This is a genomic window from Janthinobacterium sp. Ant5-2-1, from assembly GCF_001445815.1.
GTDB lineage: Bacteria > Pseudomonadota > Gammaproteobacteria > Burkholderiales > Burkholderiaceae_D > Janthinobacterium > Janthinobacterium lividum_E.
In genome coordinates, this window is sequence record NZ_LNCE01000013.1 from 56,338 (window position 1) to 74,433 (window position 18,096).

Below are 18,096 nucleotides of genomic sequence, written 5' to 3' on the forward strand. Positions count from 1 at the left end.
ATAGGTGAGAAAAAGGGGGCGCGGTACGCCTGGCCACGACGTCATGCCACTGGCATGGCGCGTGGGAATGGGTGCCGCGAACAAGGTATGATAGCACCCGTGAATTCAAAAACATCCCTTCCGACCCTCCCTGAAAACGCCGGCGCGGCATGGTTGCACGGCGCGCGTCGCGCGTCGGTGCTGGCTGCCTTGTGGCTGACGGCGTCCTGTGCGCTGGCGCAAACCTATACGTCCGCGCCAGCGGCGCCGGCTGCCAGTGCGCCGGCCAAGCCGGCCGGCAGCTGGACGCAGCTACCCGTGCCGCCGGCGCCGAACCTGCCGAACCTGGGCGACACGTCGCGCGAAGACCTGTCGCCGGCGATGGAGCGCAAGATCGGCGAGGAAATCATGCGCGGCATCCGCGGCGACCGCGACTACCTCGACGACGCGCCCCTGCTCGAGTACCTGAATACCTTCGGCAACGCGCTCGTGGCGGCGCGCCCCAGCGTGCGCGGCGAAACGAATTACGACTATTTTTTCTTTGCCGTGCGCGATCCCCAGTTGAACGCGTTTGCCTTGCCCGGCGGCTTCATCGGCGTGCACTCGGCCCTGGTGCTGGCGGCGCAAACGGAGGCGGAACTGGCGTCCGTGCTGTCGCACGAGATCGGCCATGTGGCGCAGCGCCATATCGCGCGCATGCTGGGCCAGCAGCGCCAGGACGCCCTGATGCCGCTGGCGGCCATGCTGCTGGCGGCGCTCGCGTCGCGCGCGGGCGGCGACGTGGCCATGGGCGTGTTTGCCGCCGGTCAGGGTCTGGCCATCCAGCGCCAGCTCAATTTCGGCCGCGACGCCGAACGCGAGGCGGACCGCATCGGTTTCCAGATCATGGGCGAGGCCGGTTTCGACACCACCGGCATGGTGGCCTTCTTCGGCCGCATGCAGGCGGCCAGCCGTTCGTACAGCGACTTGATGCCCGCCTATCTGCAGACCCACCCGCTGACGACGGAACGCATCGCCGACATCCAGGCACGCATCCGCGAGCAGCCGTACAAGCAGCGGGCGGACAGTCTGAGTTTCCACCTGGCCCGGGCGCGCGCGCGCGTGCTGCAAGATGAAAGCGTGCAAGGCCTGTTGAACGCCAAGGCCGTCTTCAAGACGCAGCTGGAACAGCAAAGCCGCTTCCAGGTGACAGCCGCCCATTACGGCTTGTCCTTCGTCGCCGTCAAGCAGGGCAAGCCGGTGGAGGCGCAAAAGGAACTCGATGCGGCCAATGCGGCCCTGCACCAGCCGGCCGGGCCGAATGTGTTTACCTCGGGCGGCACGCAGGCGCCCAATTCCTTGCTGACGGCGATGGGGCTGGAAGTGCTGCTGATGCCGGCGCAAAAGAAGGAAGTGGCGCAACAGGCTCTGAAAGCGGCCGATGCTGCGCGCCAGCAATTTCCCCTCTCGCGCGGCATTGCCCACCAGTATGCGGAAGCGCTGATGGCGGCCGGCAAGCTGGAGCAATCAACTGTGTATTTGCGCGAGCAGGTGCAGCTCTACAAGGAAGAGCCGGAACTGTACGATTTACTGGCGAAAGCCTATGCGGACCAGGGCAAGATGACCTTGCAGCACATGGCGCTGGCCGAATCTTACGTGCTGCAGGGTGCCACCATGGCCGCGCTGGACCAGCTGACGATCGCCCGCAAATCGACGGACGCGACCTTTTATGACCAGGCCGTGATCGATGCGCGCGAACGTGAACTGCAGGAAAAGCGCCGCGAACAGATCAAGGACCAGAAGAGCTAGTCCTGATCGGCTTGCGGCACCTGCTGGAAGCCGAAGGTTTGCGGCACGTCATCGTAGCGCAGCGGCTGCACGGCAATTTCCTTGCCTTCATGCAATAAAGTCAGCTTGCCCCGGCGTTCTTGCAGCCAGGTCAGCAAGTCGTCGTCGCTGGCCACCTGTCCATCGAAGTGCAGCGTGTCCAGCACTTGCGAAATGTCGCGGTCATCAACCTGTGCCACGATATCGCCGTGGCGCAAGATCAGCATGCCGTCATCGCACCAATACACTTGCTCGATCTGTTCCAGCGGCGCACCCGTCTGCAAGACAAAACCGTGCTGCGGATCGCTGCGGGCGATATACGGCGTCGCTTCCAGGTTCACATACACGCGCTGCGGGCCGTTCTGGAAAAACCAGCAGCCGCGTTCGTCCTGGGCGTAATTGCGGTTGATGAAATTCAACAGGGCCGCATGGACGATCTTGTCGCCGGGCAGTTGTTGCTGTTGCGCCTGCTGGTCGCGCATGCGCCAGTGGCCGCGCGCGTCCAGGCCCAGCCAGCCGTAGCAGTGGGGCACGTTCGGCCATTTGGCCAGGGCCTGTTTGACGAGTTCATCCATGTGTAGCGTTTTCCATGTGAGTGCGTGCACCGCCAGCGTGCCAGCTTTGCGGTGCGGACGGCGCCATGTTGCCGTTTTCAAAAAAGGAGAGCAGCCGTTGCGGCAGCCAGCGTGTGCTTCCCGGCAGCTTGCCGGCCGCAAAGCCGACGTGGCCGCCGTGGCGCGGATACTCGAGCGTGACGTTCGGCGCGGCGCTGCGCGGCAAAAAACGCCCGGGCAGGAAAGGATCGTTTTGCGCATTCAATACCAGGGTCGGCACGGTGATGTCATGCAAGACGTGCTTGGCGCTGGCGCGGTGCCAGTAATCGTCGGCGTCGCGGTAGCCGTGCAGGGGCGCCGTGACGACGTTGTCGAAGGCGTGCAAATCGCGCGCGGCCAGCATGGCGTCGCGCGCAAACAGGCCGGGAAACTGTTCCAGCTTGGCCAGGCATTTCGGTTTCAAGGTGTTCAGGAACATGCGCGTGTAGAGCCGGTTGGCGCCCGAAGACAGGGCCTTGCCTCCCTGCGCCAGGTCCAGCGGGGCGGACACGGCCGCTGCCGCATCGATGAAATCGGCCTGGTGCTGCGACTGGCCCAGCCAGCACAGCAGGGCGTTGCCGCCCAGCGAAACGCCGGCCGCGTAGAATTTTCCCGTGGCGCGCGGGCGCAGGCGCTGCACGATCCAGTCCACTTCCTGCGCATCGCCCGAATGGTAAAAGCGGGGCGCCAGGTTTGCTTCGCCCGAGCAGCCGCGAAAATGCGGCACGGCGCCCGACCAGCCGCGCGCGGCCACCTCGGCCATCAGGGCGCGCGCGTAATGGCTGTTTGACGAGCCTTCCAGGCCGTGGAACAGGACCACGAAGGGCTGGCCCGGCTGGCCGTCGACCAGGTCGACGTCGACGAAATCGCCATCGGGCGCTTGCCAGCGTTCGCGGCGGAAAGCCACGGCCGGCTTGGCGAGGCATACGGCCGGATAAATCGTCTGCGCGTGGCCGCCAGGCAGCCACAGCGGTGCGGTGTAGGAAAGAGACAAAGCCATCAGTGCAGGATCTGCGTCCCCGCGGCGTCGGCCGGTGCGCCACCGGGGGCGATGGAAGCGTGGTGCAGCACGATGCGCCAGCCGCGCGGGGTTTTCACATATACGTTTGTTGCCAGCAGGTGCGCCGGACCGCCTTCTTCCTGGGTCACGCCTTCGATCACCGTGTGCACTGAACTCATCAGATTATGCGTTTCATGCAGCTGCGCCGGCACGATGTGCAGGCCGCCGCCCGCCAGGATGGTTTCCCACGAGGCGCGGATGGCGGCATGGCCGATCAGGCGCGCGCCGCCCGGGTGGATGCAGACGATCTCTTCATCGTCGGCCCATAGCGCCATCAGCGCTTCGAGATCGGCGCGGTGCAAGGCATCGTAGAACGCCGCTTCGACTTCGGCGGCGCTGCCATTGAGTTCTTTCAGACGTTTCATGACGACTCCGGGCTGATCGGTATAACTTGATGCAAATAAAAACGGCGCGCTGGGGGCGCGCCGCTGGGCAGTTTAATGATGGCCGGCGCTGGCGCCTTCCTTCAGGGTGTAGGCCGTGCCGCAGTAAGGGCACTTGGCGATACCATCCTTGTTGAATTCCAGGAACACACGCGGATGCGACGACCACAGCGGCATGGCCGGGTTAGGGCAGTGGGCTGGCAAGTCTTTACTGTCGAGTTCGACCGCTGGCTGGGTGGTTTTTGTCATCTTGTCATGCTCCGTGAGGCTGTATGGAAGGAAGTCGGCTGCTGCCAAAAGCACGATTTTAACGGATTCAGGCAGACAGCAAAAATCATGGCTAAAATGGCGGCTCGATCATCTTCGGCTGCGGCGCGGATTTTTGCGGAAATATGGCAGCTGCAGCGCCACCCTGACTGGATTTGCCTTGCCGGTATCACCGTTGCGGAGCTTTTCTCCGCGCACCATTGTTGTGCAGTTACCACACTCCCTGAGCCGGAGCGCCGCGTGAACGCCGTCCCGGCCGCCAAGGACGACGCCCTGCTGAAAGATGCCTGGCGCGCCGGCCTGAACCTGGGTGCACCCACCTTGCTGGGCATCGCCGCCTGGGGCATGGTGGTGGGCGTGGCCATGGTGAAAAGCGGCCTGACGGTCGCGCAGGCGGGGGCCATGACCCTGTTTGTCTTTGCCGGCTCGGCCCAGCTCGCGTCCTTGCCCCTGCTGGCGGCGCAGGCGCCCGTGTGGGTGATCTTTGCCACGGCCCTCGTCGTCAATTTGCGTTTTGTTATCTTTTCTGTGCTGCTGGCTCCCCATTTCGCCCATCTGCCATGGCGCCAGCGCTTTGCGCTCGGCTATGTTGCCGGCGACATCACGGTGGGCCTGTTCCTGCAACGCTACCCCCATGAAACGCCGGACCCGGCCAAGTTGCCTTTCCTGAAAGGCTTGATTTACCCCAACTGGCTGGCCTGGCAAATCGGTTCCTTCATCGGCATCGTGCTGGGCGCCGTCGTGCCGGCCGAGTGGGGGCTGGGTTTTGCCGGGACCCTGGCGATCCTGTGCGTGACGGTGCCGCTGATCCTCAGCCGCGCCGCCCTGTGCGGCGTGCTGGTGGCGGGCGCGGTGGCCGTGCTGGCCTTCAGCCTGCCGTACAAGCTGGGCTTGCTGGTGGCCGTCGTGGTGGGCATGGTCAGCGCCATGGCCGTGGAAGAATTGACAGAAAAATGGACAAAACGCCATGTTTGACGGCATCGACTTGGGCAGGGCAGACGTGTGGATCGCCATCGCCGTGCTGGTGGTGGCAACGGCTGCCACGCGCAGCACCTTCTGGCTGATCGGCCATCACATCACCATTCCGCGCCGCGTGGGCGAGATGCTGCGCTATGCGCCGGCCTGCGCGCTGGCCGCCATCATCGCGCCCGACATGCTGATGGAGGGGCCGCAAGTGCACTTTGACTTATCCAATTTGAAACTCTTGTCGGGTATTGCCGCCACGCTCTTTTTCGTGATCCGCCGCAATATGCTGCAAACCATCGTCTTCGGCATGCTGGTTTTCACGGGCTTGCGACTGTTGCATGTTTTTCAGTAAAGCAGGACAAATCGGGGATTTGGTCTGGTCATTGCGGTAAAATAGCGCACTTCCTTCCACTCGTCATCTGGATCGCCATGTCAGCTGTTCTCAACTTCATCCGTCTGCAAGATTTGATCGCCCAAAATGCACTGCAAGGCAAGCGCGTGTTTATCCGCGCCGACCTGAACGTTCCGCAAGATGACAGTGGCAAGATCACCGAAGATACGCGCATCCGCGCCTCGGTGCCGGCCATCCGCGCCGCCCTCGACGCTGGCGCTGCCGTCATGGTGACGTCGCACCTGGGCCGTCCGACGGAAGGCGAGTTCAAGCCAGCCGACAGCCTGACGCCCGTGGCCGCCCGCCTGTCCGAACTGCTGGGCCAGGAAGTTGCATTGAAACAAAACTGGATCGATGGCGCCGGCCTGGAAAACCTGGCCGCCGGCCAAGTGGTCTTGCTGGAAAACGTGCGCGTCAACAAGGGCGAAAAGAAAAACAGCGATGAGCTGGCGCAAAAAATGGCCAAATTGTGCGACATCTACGTCAATGACGCGTTCGGCACGGCCCACCGCGCCGAAGCGTCCACGCACGGCATCGCCAAGTTCGCCCCCGTCGCCTGCGCCGGCCCGCTGCTGGCCGCCGAACTCGATGCGCTGGGGAAAGCGCTGCACGCCCCAGCCCGCCCATTGCTGGCTATCGTTGCCGGTTCGAAAGTGTCGAGCAAGCTGACCATTTTGAAAGCCCTTTCCGACAAGGTCGATAACCTGATCGTTGGCGGCGGCATCGCCAACACCTTCATGAAAGCCGTCGGCTTGAATGTCGGCAAGTCGCTGGTGGAAGCGGAACTCGTTGAAGAGGCGAAAGCCATCATCGAGATCATGGCCAAGCGGGGCGCGCAAGTGCCGATTCCCGTCGACGTCGTGTGCGCCAAGGAGTTTTCGCCTACGGCCGTGGCTACCGTCAAGGATGTGGCCGACGTGGCTGACGACGACATGATCCTCGATATCGGCCCGAAAACGGCTGCCCTGCTGGCGCAGCAGATCGCTGCCGCCGGCACCATCGTGTGGAACGGCCCCGTGGGCGTGTTCGAATTCGACCAGTTCGGCAACGGCACCAAGACCCTGGCCCTGGCCATTGCCGATTCGAAAGCATTCTCTATTGCCGGCGGTGGTGACACCCTGGCGGCGATTGCCAAATACGACATTACCGATAAAATCAGCTATATCTCGACCGGTGGCGGCGCTTTCCTGGAATTCCTGGAAGGCAAGACGCTCCCAGCAGTTGAGATCCTGATGCAACGCGCCGCTTGAGGCGCTGCCGTTAGCAGTTCAGTACCAAGCGCAGCCTGACCGCTGCGCTTTTACCTTGCCGGGCGGCTCAGCCGCCAGGTCTTGCTCACCTTCGCTCGCGCACAAGGACTCCTATGCCACGCGGTACAAAAATCGTAGCAACAATCGGTCCCGCTTCCACTGACTTCGATATCCTGGTCAAAATGATACGTGCGGGCGTCGACGTGGTGCGCTTGAATTTTTCCCACGGCAAGGCGCAAGACCATATCGACCGTGCGGCGCTGGTGCGCCTGGCGGCGGCCGAGTGCGGCCGCGAAGTGGCCATCATGGCCGATATGCAAGGGCCGAAGATTCGTGTCGGCAAGTTTGAAAACACGCGCATCCAACTTGAAGCGGGCGAGCGCTTCATCCTCGACGCCAAGTGGGGCGAAAACGGCGAACTGGGCAACCAGGAAAGAGTCGGCCTCGACTATAAAGCCTTGCCGCGCGACTTGCACAAAGGCGACGTACTGCTGCTCAATGACGGCCTGATCGTGCTGATCGTCGAGCGCATACACGGCAGCGAAATCCACACCACCGTCAAGATCGGCGGCGAGTTGTCGAACAACAAGGGCATCAACCGCCAAGGTGGCGGCCTGTCCGCGCCCGCGCTGACGGCCAAGGATATGGAAGATATCAAGACGGCCATGAGTTTCCAGGCCGACTATCTGGCCATTTCCTTCCCAAAATGCGCGACCGACATGGAAATGGCGCGCCAGCTGGCCAATATCGCCGGCGAGCCCTACCATCACAAGCCGATGATGATCGCCAAGATCGAGCGCGCGGAAGCGATCCCTGCGCTGCAAGAAATCCTCGATGCTTCCGACGGCATCATGGTGGCCCGTGGCGACCTGGCTGTGGAAGTGGGTAACGCGGCCGTGCCGGCCTTGCAAAAGCGCATGATCAAGATGGCGCGCGCGTCGAACAAATTAGCCATTACTGCCACGCAGATGATGGAATCGATGATCGTCAACGCCGTGCCGACCCGCGCGGAAGTGTCCGACGTGGCCAATGCAGTGCTCGACGGCACGGACGCCGTCATGACGTCGGCCGAGACGGCCTCGGGCAAGTACCCGATCGAGACGGTGGAAATGATGGCGGCCATCTGCGTGGAAGCGGAACAGTCCGAATACAACAAGCTCGACGCCGATTTCCTTAACGTCACCTTTACCCGCATCGACCAGTCGATCGCGTATGGCGCCCTGTTTACGGCCCACCATTTGCGCGTCAAAGCCATCGTGGCGCTGACGGAATCTGGTTCCACCGCCTTGTGGATGAGCCGCCACAGCATCGACACGCCGATCTATGCACTGACGCCCAGTGTCACGACTTTGCGCAAAGCCGCGCTGTACCGCAATGTTCGGGCGTATCATCTGATGCAGAACGCCCCCAGCGCGCAAGTGCTGAAGCAGGCGGAAGAGCTGCTGGTGGCGCAGGGCATCGTCCGCAAGGGCGACATGATCGTTGTCACCTGGGGCGAGCCGATGGGCCAGGTGGGCGGCACGAATGCCTTAAAGATTGTGAAGGTCGGCGAATTCGACTAAGGTCCAAGAATTCAGGCGCCGCCGCGGTCATTGACCGCGAAGCGCCGCAACGGTTTCTATTGTTATCTGGAGTATTACCATGTCTCTCGTATCCATGCGTCAACTGCTGGACCATGCCGCCGAAAACGGTTATGGCATTCCTGCTTTCAACGTCAACAACCTGGAGCAAGTGCAAGCCATCATGGCTGCCGCCGATGCGCTGAACTCGCCGGTGATCATGCAAGCGTCCGCTGGCGCGCGCAAGTACGCCGGTGAAGCGTTCCTGCGCCACCTGATCGACGCCGCCGTCGAAGCGTATCCGCACATCCCTGTCGTCATGCACCAGGATCACGGCCAGTCGCCGGCTGTCTGCATGGCCGCCATCCGCTCGGGGTTCACTTCCGTGATGATGGACGGTTCGCTGGAAGCGGACGGCAAGTCGGTTGCCTCCTACGAATACAACGTGGAAGTGTCGCGTGAAGTGGTGAAATTCTCGCACGCCATCGGCGTGACGGTGGAAGCGGAACTGGGCGTGCTCGGTTCGCTGGAAACCATGAAGGGCGACAAGGAAGACGGCCACGGCGCCGACGGCACCATGACCCGCGAGCAACTGCTGACGGACGTGGCGCAAGCGGCCGACTTCGTGCAGCGCACCCAGTGCGATGCCCTGGCGATCGCCATCGGCACCTCGCACGGCGCCTACAAATTCACGCGCAAGCCGACGGGCGATATCCTGGCCATCGACCGCATCAAGGAAATCCATGCGCGCATCCCGAACACCCACCTGGTGATGCACGGTTCCTCGTCGGTGCCGCAGGAATTGCTGGCCATCATCCGCGAATTCGGCGGCGACATGAAGGAAACCTACGGCGTGCCAGTCGAGGAAATCCAGGAAGGCATCCGTCACGGCGTGCGCAAGATCAACATCGACACCGACATCCGCCTGGCGATGACGGCCGCGATCCGCAAATACCTGTTTGAAAACCCGTCGAAATTCGACCCGCGCGACTACCTGAAGCCAGCCCGCCTTGCTGCGGAGCAAATCGTGCGCGCCCGCATGCAGGCATTCGGCTGCGAAGGCCAGGCGTCGAAAATCAAGGCCATGCCACTGGAAAAAATGGCCGAGCGCTACAAGGCCGGCGAGCTGTCGCAAATTGTGAAGTAAAATTCTGTCTGGAACGGGCCGGAGGCAATCCTCCGTGCCCGATTTTCTCGACCGGCAGGCCCCCCCTGCCTGCCGGTTTCGTTTCATCCAACTATTCCCCCGCTATGAACAGCCTCTATCAGACTTCCATCCACTCCCTGCCATTGCTGGGCCACGGCAAGGTCCGCGACAATTACGCCGTTGGCGACGACAAGATCCTGATCGTCACCACGGACCGCCTGTCGGCCTTCGATGTCGTCATGAACGAGCCTATCCCCGGCAAGGGCAAGGTCCTCAACCAGATGAGCGACTTCTGGTTCGAGAAACTGGGCCATATCGTGCCGAACCACCTGACCGGCGTGGCGCCGGAATCCGTGGTGGCAGCTGATGAAGTGGAGCAGGTGCAAGGCCGCGCCGTCGTGGCCAAGCGCTTGAAACCGATCATGGTCGAGGCAGTCGTGCGCGGCTACATCATCGGTTCGGGCTGGAAAGATTACCAGGATACGGGCAGCATCTGCGGCATCGCGCTGCCGGCCGGCCTGCAACAGGCGGAAAAACTGCCGGAACCGATCTTCACCCCGGCGGCCAAGGCCGAACTGGGCGAACACGACGAAAACATCAGTTTTGCCGAAATGGAAGAGCGCATCGGCGCGGAACTGGCCGCCAAGATGCGCGACGTCGCCATTCAACTCTACAAGACAGCCGCCGAATATGCGGCCACGCGCGGCATCATCATTGCCGACACCAAGTTCGAATTCGGCCTGGACGACAATGGCATCATGCACCTGATGGATGAAGTGCTGACGGCCGATTCGTCGCGCTTCTGGCCCGCCGATTCCTACCAGCCTGGCATTTCGCCACCGTCGTTCGACAAGCAATTCGTGCGCGACTACCTGGAAACACTGACCTGGGGTAAGACCGCACCGGCGCCAGCGTTGCCGGCCGACGTCATTGAAAAAACCCAGGCTAAATACTTCGAAGCCATCGAACGCCTGACGGGCGAGAAGCTGAAGGCCTGAGATGACTGAGCAAAACAAGCCGCTGGTCGGCGTCATCATGGGTTCGTCCTCGGACTGGGACGTGATGCAGAACGCGGTCGCCATGCTGAAACAGTTTGGCGTGCCGTACGAGGCGCAAGTCATTTCCGCGCACCGCATGCCCGACGAGATGTATGCGTACGCGAAAAGCGCGCGCGCGCGCGGCTTGCGCGCCATCATCGCCGGCGCCGGCGGCGCGGCCCACCTGCCTGGCATGGTGGCGGCGATGACCATCGTGCCCGTGCTGGGCGTGCCCGTGCCATCGAAATACTTGCGCGGCGAAGATTCCATGCTGTCCATCCTGCAAATGCCCAAGGGCGTGCCGGTAGCCACTTTCGCTATCGGCGAAGCGGGCGCGGCGAATGCTGCGCTGACAGCGGTGGCGATGCTGGCCGCCAACGACGACGCCCTGGCCGAGCGCCTGGAAGCGTTCCGCGCCACGCAAACGGCCGCCGCCAAGGCCATGGTCTTGCCTGAATAATGTGTTTGAAAAATAATGAATAGTAAATCGACTTCCCCATTGCTGCCTGCCGCCAATCCACCGGCGTGGCTGGGCGTGATGGGCGGCGGCCAGCTCGGCCGCATGTTTGCCCAGGCGGCCCAGAGCATGGGCTATCAGGTGGCCGTACTGGAACCGTCCGATGCTTGCCCTGCGGGACAGGTGGCGCAGCGCCTCATCAATGCCGGCTACAGCGATGCAGCCGGTCTCGACGCCCTGGCCGCGCAATGCCTGGCCGTCACCACGGAATTTGAAAACGTGCCGGCCGACAGCCTGTCGCGCCTGGCCGAGTGCGTGTTCGTGGCGCCGAACGCCCATGGCGTGTCGGTGGCGCAGGACCGCATCGCGGAAAAGCGTTTCTTTGTCGACTGTGCGGCCAAGTCGGGTGTGCTGCCGGCGCCGCACATGGTGATCGCCACGCAAGACGATATCGACACCATCGGCGACGACTTGCTGCCGGGTATCTTGAAAACCGTGCGCATGGGCTATGACGGCAAGGGCCAGTTCCGCGTGCGCACGCGCGACGATGTGCGCGCCGCGTTTGCGGAAATGGGCGAAGTAACTTGTCTGCTGGAAAAGATGCTGCCGCTGGCGTATGAAGTGTCGGTGCTGACGGCGCGCGGCGTGGACGGCGAATCGGTCGTGTATCCGATCGCCGAGAACGTGCACCGCGACGGCGTCTTGTTTACCACCACCGTGCCGGGCCCGAACGTGTCCGACGATTGCGCCGCCAGGGCGCAGCGGGCGGCGCAAGCCATGGTCGCCGAACTCGGCTATGTCGGCGTGCTGTGCATCGAATTTTTCGTGCTGGAAGATGGCAGCCTGGTGGTCAATGAAATGGCGCCGCGCCCGCACAACAGCGGCCACTACACGATGGATGCTTGCGTCACCAGCCAGTTCGCGCAGCAGGTGCGGGCCATGGCGCGCTTGCCGCTTGGCGACGTGCGCCAGCATTCGCCGGCCGTGATGCTCAATATCCTCGGCGACGCCTGGTTTGCCGACGACAGCGATGTAGTCACTGAACCGGCATGGGACCAGGTGCTGGCGCTGCCGGGCGCTTGCCTGCATCTATACGGCAAGGACGACCCGCGCCGTGGCCGCAAGATGGGCCACCTGACCTTCATCGCCGCCACGTTGCCGCAGGCGCAGCAGCGCCTGCGCGACGCTTGCCTGATCCTGGGAATCGCGCCGTGAGCGTGTCCGCACACGACCTGGCGGCGGCCGCCGCCGTGCTGGAAGCGGGCGGCCTCGTCGCTTTCCCGACGGAAACCGTGTACGGCCTGGGCGCCGATGCGGAAAACCCGGCCGCCGTGGCGCGCATCTACGAGGCCAAGGGCCGTCCCTCGGACCACCCCGTGATCGTGCACGTGGCGCCCGGCGCCGACTTGGCGCATTGGTCCGACGATATTCCTGTCGAGGCCGAACAACTGGTGGCCGCCTTCTGGCCCGGTCCGCTGACCCTGATCGTCAAGCGCGCCGCACATATCCCCGACGCCGTTTCCGGCGGCCAGGATACGGTGGGCCTGCGCTGCCCGTCGCACCCGGTGGCTATCGCCTTGCTACGCACGTTCAAGGGCGGCAAGGGCGGCCTGGCGGCGCCGTCGGCAAACAAATTCGGCAATGTCAGCCCCACCACGGCGCAGCACGTGTGCGATGAATTCGCGGCCGAACTCGACAGCGGCCTGCTGGGCCTGGTGCTCGATGGCGGGCAGAGCGACGTGGGCATCGAGTCGACCATCGTCGACCTGTCGCGCCTGGCCACACACGGTCCTGTGTTGTTGCGTCCTGGTCATATCAGCAGCGAGCAGATCGCCGCCGTCATTGGCCGCGCACCGGCGGTTGCCGATGCAGCCGCGCCGCGTGCCTCGGGCACCCTGGAATCGCATTACGCGCCACATACGCCTGTTGCGATGCAGCACAGCGACGACGTGAGCGCCACCCTGAACCGTTTGCTTAATGACGGGCGCCGCGTGGCCCTGATCCACTACTCGGATCTGCCGCCGGCCAGCGCCAGCGTGCGCCTGGCAGCGAACCCGGAAAATTACGCACATGCGCTGTATGCCTCGCTGCGCACGATGGACCAGGTCGGCGCCGAGCTGATACTCGTCGAAGCCCCACCGACTGGCCCCGCGTGGCTGGGCGTCAACGACCGTTTGCGGCGTGCCGCGTTCGGCTCAAGTGGTATCTTGCAGCAATTCCTGTCCGTCTGAAAAAAGCCCCGCAAGGGGCTTTTTCTTGATGCAGCGCAATAGCGATGCTTGCCACGAAACATAGTAAATCCTCCATAATTCAGCAGATCGGCCGGCCATGACAGGGCGCCGGCGGTGTTGTTATTTCGTTGATTTTTAAAACATATTTTCTATACAAGCCTGAGGAACGATGGCATATTAGTTGGGTAGCGAATAGCACGCCCGTTCGTTTAGAAACCAGAAAAAAGACCGAGGAGACAAAATGCATCAAACAAAATTCGCGCTGGCCGTGCTGGCTGCGGCTGTCCTGGCAGGCTGCGGCGGCGCCAGTGGCGGTGATCAAACCTTGAAAGTCAAATACACGGCGCAGGTGTCGTTCGGCGACAGCCTGTCCGATGTCGGTTCGTATGCCGTCGGCACGGTGAAGGCGAAAGGTGGCGGCAAGTTCACCATCAATGGCGACAATACCAAGATCAATCCTGAACTGACGGGCAAGAACTGGACCGAGCACCTGGCCGCACAATTCGGCCTGGCCGCGCCATGCGCCGCCGAGACTGGCCTGGAGGGAAATGCGGCGCAAGGCCTTTTCGTGCCGCGCGTCAAGCATGCCGGCTGCTACGGCTACGCCATGGGCGGCTCGCGCGTGACCAATCCGGTTGGCCCGAACAACAAGGCGACGGGCAGTGCGCTGGGCGCCCTGACCGTGCCCGTGGTGACGCAGATTGCGAACCACCTGGCTGTTTCCGGCGGCAAGTTCAGCGGCACGGAAGCCGTTTTCGTGATGGCTGGCGGCAATGACGTGCTGTATCAGCTGGGCGCCTTGCAAGCGGGCGCGACTGCCGCTGGCCAGGCTGCTGGCGCGGCCGCTGGCGCCCAGGCTTTCGCCACCAACCTGGCCATGGCTCTGGCCGCCGGCGCCACCAACCCTGCCACGGCAGCGGCAGCCATCGGCGCTGCCATCAAGACGGCCAGCGCGGTGCCGGGCGCCACGTCGGCGGCCATTGTCGGTGCCGCCGTGCAAGCTGCCGTGATTGCCGGCAATACCAATGCCCCAACCCTGGCCCCTGCTTTGGCCGCCAAGGCGCAAGCCGATGCGACGGTGACGGGCAACGCTGCCGGTGCCAAGGCCGGTGCCGACTACGCTGCAGCCCAGGGTCCGACGCTGGTTGCCGCCATGAAACAGGCGGGTACCGAACTGGTGGCGCTGGTCAAGGACCAGATCATTGCCAAGGGCGCCAACTATGTCATCGTCAACAATCTGCCTGACGTGGCCGGTACTCCATCGGGCCTGAGCAAGGATGCCAATACCAAGGCGCTCATCAACGCCATGGTCAGCGCCTTCAATGGCGAACTGAGCGGCGGCCTGAGCGCCAACGCGAAAGTCTTGCTGGTCGACGTGTTTGCCGTCAGCCATGACCAGGGTACCAACCCTGGCCCGTATGGCTTGACCAACGTCAGCGAGACGGCGTGCGACTTGAGCGCGCCAGGCAATATTCTGGGCAGCTCGCTGGTCTGCAATGGCTCGAATCTGAAAGCGGGCGACGTCAGCCACTACTCGTATGCCGACGATGTGCATCCTACGCCGTTCAACAACCTTTTGCTGGCCCGTTATGTGGCCAAGGACATGGTCGTGCGGGGCTGGCTGTAAGGAATCGCCGCGCCAGCTGCGTCCCCGGGGCGTGGCTGGCGCTGGCAGCGACACGACTGGATAGCCTGGCTATCCGCACATAATGATCAGGAGACAAGATGAAAAATCGTTTGAATACCGCTGTACGCGTGCTGGCCGCCGCCGCCGCGATGGCCATGGCGACGGGCGCTTCGGCGCAAAGCGCAGGCACCTGGATGGCCAAGGCTGGCCTCAACAAGATCACGCCGCACGTCGACAGTGGCGACATTTCCGCGCCAGCACTGCCGGGTACGAAAGCGGACGTCAAGGCCGATACCAAGCCCATCCTGACCTTTGCCTACATGATCACGGACAATATTTCCGCTGAAATGATCCTCGGCGTGCCGTACAAGCATGACTTGATCGGCGCTGGTGCCATCAAGGGCACGGGCAAGCTGGGGACGGCGGAAGCCTTGCCGCCGACGGCCTTCATCCAGTACCGTTTCTTCCAGCCCAATGCGATGATCCGCCCTTATGTTGGCGCGGGCTTGACGTATGCCTATTTCCAGAAGGAAAAAGGCTCGGGCCAGATGACGGCCTTGCTGGATCCGGGTGGATCGCCTGTCACTTACCGCCTGGACAACAAGCTGGCGGGCAGCCTGGTGGTCGGCAGCAGCCTGGCGTTCAACGAGCGCTGGTTTGCCGACGTGGCCGTGGTCAAGACCTTCCTGAAAACCAAGGCGAAATTCTCGACGGGGCAGACGCAGGACATCAAGCTCGACCCGATTGCCGTGAGTGTCAGCATTGGATACAAATTTACGCTGTAAAACAAAAAATCCGCCTCGGCGGATTTTTTTTGTCCCGCTCAGGCTGGCGGTGTATTGAACTTTCCATTGTGGAAGATCAAGGGCGGCTGCGCGGCAAACGCGCATTGTTCCACTTCGCCCACGAAAATGACGTGGTCGCCTTCTGGATAGCGGCTGCGGTTGTGGCATTCGAACCAGGCCGACGCGCCTTTCAGGATGGGCTGGCCCGTGCGCGACAGTTCGTATTCGACGTCGTCGAACGGGTTCGGCGTGCGGCGTGAAAAGCGCGTAGCCAGTTCCGCCTGCTCGGCGCCCAGCACGTTGATGACGTAATGCGAATTGCCGCTGAAGATGGGCATGCTGTTCGCCACGGAACCGAGGCTCCACAGCACCAGGGGCGGCGACAGCGAGACGGAATTGAAGGAACTGGCCGTCAAGCCGCGGAAACTGCCGTCGGCCAGGCGCGTCGTAATGACCGTCACGCCGGTGGCAAACTGTGACAGTGCCTGACGGAAATGTGCCGTATCGAATTCTTGCGCTGGCGCGCGGGGAGAGCGTGTGTTCATGGGTGACCTGTCTATTTGCTGACATTATGCCAAAAATCGGCCGCGCCAGCGCAATCGTGGCCGGCATACCCCTTATGTGCGGTGCACCACGCGCCGTTTCAAGCGGCACTGCAGGCCATGGCGCTTTGCGTTACAGTAATGAAATGATACGTCGCAGAGGCGTTGCAGGAGGACATCATGCATCAACAGACGGAAGTGGCGGTATTCGGCGGTGGCTGTTTCTGGTGCCTGGTCGCCGTATACGGGGAAGTGCGCGGCGTGACGCGTGTCGAGGCCGGCTACACGGGCGGCAGCGTGCCCAACCCCACGTATGAACAGGTATGCACGGGCGAGACGGGCCACGCGGAAGTGGTGCGCCTGGAATTCGATCCGGCCGTCATCGCTTACCACGACTTGCTGGAAATCTTTTTTACCCTGCACGATCCCACCACCGTGAACCGGCAGGGCAACGATGTCGGCACGCAATTTCGCTCCGTCATCCATTACCAGTCGGCCGGGCAGGAAAAGGTGGCGCGCAAGGTGCTCGCCGAGATGGCCGGCGTGTGGGATGCGCCCATCGTCACGCAGCTGGCGCCGGCATCGGCCTTTTATCCGGCCGAGGATTACCACCAGAATTATGTCGAGCAGCATCCCTTGCAGGGGTATTGCGCGCTGGTCGTCGCGCCCAAGGTGGAGAAATTCCGCGCCATGTACGCGGGGCGCCTGAAGTAAGCGCCCCGCGCGCGGCTTTCAGCTCGCCAGCACGGGCGCCGGCCTGGCATCCTGCGTATACATATAGTTGCGCGACCAGGGCAGGGCGGAAGAACGCCGGCCCGCCTTCACGCAGACGATCTGGTACAGGCTGATCAAATCTTGCTCGAAGGCATAGGCGCAGCCAGCCAGGTAGACGTGCCAGATACGGAAGCGCCGTTCGCCCGCCAGCGGACGGATCTGCTCGGCATGGGCTTCGAAATTTTCCGTCCACAGGGCGCAGGTGCGCGCATAGTGGCGCCGCAGGTTTTCCACGTCCAACACTTCCAGTCCCCCCTGCTGCATGGTTTTCAGGACATTGCCGATGTGCGCCAGCTCGCCGTGCGGAAACACATATTTTTCGATGAATTCGCCGCCGCCGTATGGCGTCTCGCCATTGTCCGGGTCGGTCGAGGTGATGCCGTGGTTCATCGCCATGCCGTCCGGCGCCAGCAGCTTGTTGATGATGGAAAAGTAGTCGGGCAAGTGTTTCAGGCCCACGTGCTCGAACATGCCCACGCTGGTGATGCGGTCGAACTGGCCCGTCACGTCGCGGTAGTCTTGCAGGCGGATGTCGATCAGGTGCGCCAGGCCGGCCGCCGCCACGCGCTCGCGCGCCAGCGCGTACTGGTTTTCCGACAGGGTCACGCCCACGCAGCGGGCGCCATATTGCTGGGCGGCACGCATGACGAGCGCACCCCAGCCGCAGCCGATGTCGAGCAGGGTCTGGCCCGGCTGGAGCTGGATTTTCTTCAGGATATGGTCGATCTTCTTGACTTGCGCCTGCGCCAGGGTTTCGTCGCCCTGTTCGAAATAAGCGCAGGAATACACGAGCGCGGGGTCGAGAAACTGTTCATAGAACGCGTTCGACACGTCGTAGTGGTAGCGGATGGCTTCGGCATCCTTGCTCTTGTCGTGCGTAAAGCTGCGCACGATGCGGGCCAGCTTGCCTTCCGGCTTCAAGGTATTGCGCGCCAGGGCATTGCAGATGGAAATCATGTCCATCGCCGTGCCCTTGACCTCGATATTGCCTTCCACATAAGCCGAGCCCAAATTGGCCAGTGAGGGGTTCAGCAGATAGCGGGCCGAGGCGACGGTCGGCAGGCGGATGGTGACTCTGGGCGTTTCGCTGGACAGGTCGACGTGCTGGCCGTTCCACAATTCTATGCGTAGCGGCAAGGCGGTCTTGCTGCGGATGCTGGCGATCCAGGACTTGAGTTGGTTTTGTACAAACAAAATGGCCTCCAATGAAGCAGCCCCAGCCGGGGCCGCAAATTGAGAAAC

General features: G+C 62.8%; 19 protein-coding genes. 13 read left to right on the top strand and 6 right to left on the bottom strand.

The features are described 5' to 3' along the window. Nucleotides 1-177: 177 nt before the first annotated feature. Complete coding sequence (locus ASN89_RS04665) at nt 178-1,767, top strand: M48 family metalloprotease (protein WP_058048459.1); 1,590 nt, start codon at nt 178-180, stop codon at nt 1,765-1,767. Here ASN89_RS04665 and ASN89_RS04670 read toward each other — a convergent pair. From ASN89_RS04670 to ASN89_RS04685, 4 genes are all read right to left on the bottom strand, one after another. Beyond that, complete coding sequence (locus ASN89_RS04670; RefSeq protein ID WP_046684391.1) at nt 1,764-2,360, bottom strand: DUF2946 family protein; 597 nt, start codon at nt 2,358-2,360, stop codon at nt 1,764-1,766. The genes ASN89_RS04665 and ASN89_RS04670 overlap by 4 nt on opposite strands. Further along, nucleotides 2,353-3,378: a YheT family hydrolase gene (locus ASN89_RS04675; RefSeq protein WP_058048434.1), complete on the bottom strand. Its 1,026-nt coding sequence runs from the start codon at nt 3,376-3,378 to the stop codon at nt 2,353-2,355. The genes ASN89_RS04670 and ASN89_RS04675 overlap by 8 nt, the downstream gene beginning before the upstream one ends. Next, entirely contained in the window at nt 3,378-3,803 is a 426-nt protein-coding gene (locus ASN89_RS04680) for a YybH family protein (RefSeq protein ID WP_034746103.1), read from the bottom strand. Before ASN89_RS04680 ends, ASN89_RS04675 begins: the two co-directional genes overlap by 1 nt. Nucleotides 3,804-3,875: 72 nt before the next feature. After that, a complete protein-coding gene (locus ASN89_RS04685) occupies nt 3,876-4,070 on the bottom strand; it encodes a zinc-finger domain-containing protein (protein WP_034780619.1) in 195 nt (64 codons plus the stop codon). Nucleotides 4,071-4,328: 258 nt separating this feature from the next. Here ASN89_RS04685 and ASN89_RS04690 point away from each other — a divergent pair, with 258 nt between their 5' ends. The 11 genes from ASN89_RS04690 to ASN89_RS04740 all read left to right on the top strand — a co-directional run bounded on the left by ASN89_RS04690 (nt 4,329) and on the right by ASN89_RS04740 (nt 15,538). Then, nucleotides 4,329-5,063, top strand: coding sequence for an AzlC family ABC transporter permease (locus tag ASN89_RS04690; RefSeq protein WP_046684389.1), 735 nt, complete (start codon nt 4,329-4,331; stop codon nt 5,061-5,063). Further along, on the top strand, nt 5,056-5,406 hold the full coding sequence (locus ASN89_RS04695) for an AzlD domain-containing protein (protein WP_058048435.1): 351 nt from the start codon (nt 5,056-5,058) through the stop codon (nt 5,404-5,406). The genes ASN89_RS04690 and ASN89_RS04695 overlap by 8 nt, the downstream gene beginning before the upstream one ends. A gap of 77 nt (nt 5,407-5,483) precedes the next feature. Further along, on the top strand, nt 5,484-6,695 hold the full coding sequence (locus ASN89_RS04700; RefSeq protein ID WP_058048436.1) for a phosphoglycerate kinase: 1,212 nt from the start codon (nt 5,484-5,486) through the stop codon (nt 6,693-6,695). A gap of 113 nt (nt 6,696-6,808) precedes the next feature. Next, entirely contained in the window at nt 6,809-8,257 is a 1,449-nt protein-coding gene (pyk, locus tag ASN89_RS04705; RefSeq protein WP_046684386.1) for a pyruvate kinase, read from the top strand. A 79-nt stretch (nt 8,258-8,336) separates the two neighbouring features. Then, a complete protein-coding gene (gene fba / locus ASN89_RS04710) occupies nt 8,337-9,401 on the top strand; it encodes a class II fructose-bisphosphate aldolase (RefSeq protein WP_034746119.1) in 1,065 nt (354 codons plus the stop codon). Nucleotides 9,402-9,505: 104 nt separating this feature from the next. Next, nucleotides 9,506-10,399: a phosphoribosylaminoimidazolesuccinocarboxamide synthase gene (locus tag ASN89_RS04715; protein ID WP_058048437.1), complete on the top strand. Its 894-nt coding sequence runs from the start codon at nt 9,506-9,508 to the stop codon at nt 10,397-10,399. Nucleotide 10,400: 1 nt separating this feature from the next. Further along, nucleotides 10,401-10,898 carry a 5-(carboxyamino)imidazole ribonucleotide mutase gene (purE, locus tag ASN89_RS04720; RefSeq protein WP_046684384.1) on the top strand — a complete coding sequence of 166 codons (498 nt, stop codon included), beginning with the start codon at nt 10,401-10,403 and terminating at the stop codon, nt 10,896-10,898. Between the two features lie 15 nt (nt 10,899-10,913). Then, nucleotides 10,914-12,110, top strand: coding sequence for a 5-(carboxyamino)imidazole ribonucleotide synthase (locus ASN89_RS04725; protein ID WP_058048438.1), 1,197 nt, complete (start codon nt 10,914-10,916; stop codon nt 12,108-12,110). Beyond that, nucleotides 12,107-13,126, top strand: coding sequence for an L-threonylcarbamoyladenylate synthase (locus tag ASN89_RS04730; RefSeq protein ID WP_058048439.1), 1,020 nt, complete (start codon nt 12,107-12,109; stop codon nt 13,124-13,126). Before ASN89_RS04725 ends, ASN89_RS04730 begins: the two co-directional genes overlap by 4 nt. Nucleotides 13,127-13,367: 241 nt before the next feature. Beyond that, on the top strand, nt 13,368-14,753 hold the full coding sequence (locus ASN89_RS04735) for an SGNH/GDSL hydrolase family protein (RefSeq protein WP_058048440.1): 1,386 nt from the start codon (nt 13,368-13,370) through the stop codon (nt 14,751-14,753). Between the two features lie 98 nt (nt 14,754-14,851). After that, nucleotides 14,852-15,538, top strand: a complete 687-nt coding sequence (locus ASN89_RS04740; protein ID WP_046684380.1) for an OmpW/AlkL family protein — start codon at nt 14,852-14,854, stop codon at nt 15,536-15,538. A gap of 38 nt (nt 15,539-15,576) precedes the next feature. Here the strand turns inward: ASN89_RS04740 and ASN89_RS04745 are convergent, their stop codons facing one another. Further along, on the bottom strand, nt 15,577-16,083 hold the full coding sequence (locus tag ASN89_RS04745) for a flavin reductase family protein (protein WP_034746143.1): 507 nt from the start codon (nt 16,081-16,083) through the stop codon (nt 15,577-15,579). A 177-nt stretch (nt 16,084-16,260) separates the two neighbouring features. Between ASN89_RS04745 and msrA the strand changes: the two genes are divergently transcribed. Beyond that, nucleotides 16,261-16,794 (top strand): peptide-methionine (S)-S-oxide reductase MsrA, encoded by a 534-nt coding sequence (msrA, locus tag ASN89_RS04750; RefSeq protein WP_058048460.1) that lies wholly within the window; start codon nt 16,261-16,263, stop codon nt 16,792-16,794. Between the two features lie 18 nt (nt 16,795-16,812). Here the strand turns inward: msrA and ASN89_RS04755 are convergent, their stop codons facing one another. Continuing rightward, on the bottom strand, nt 16,813-18,048 hold the full coding sequence (locus ASN89_RS04755; protein ID WP_046684654.1) for an SAM-dependent methyltransferase: 1,236 nt from the start codon (nt 18,046-18,048) through the stop codon (nt 16,813-16,815). Between the last annotated feature and the right edge of the window lie 48 nt (nt 18,049-18,096).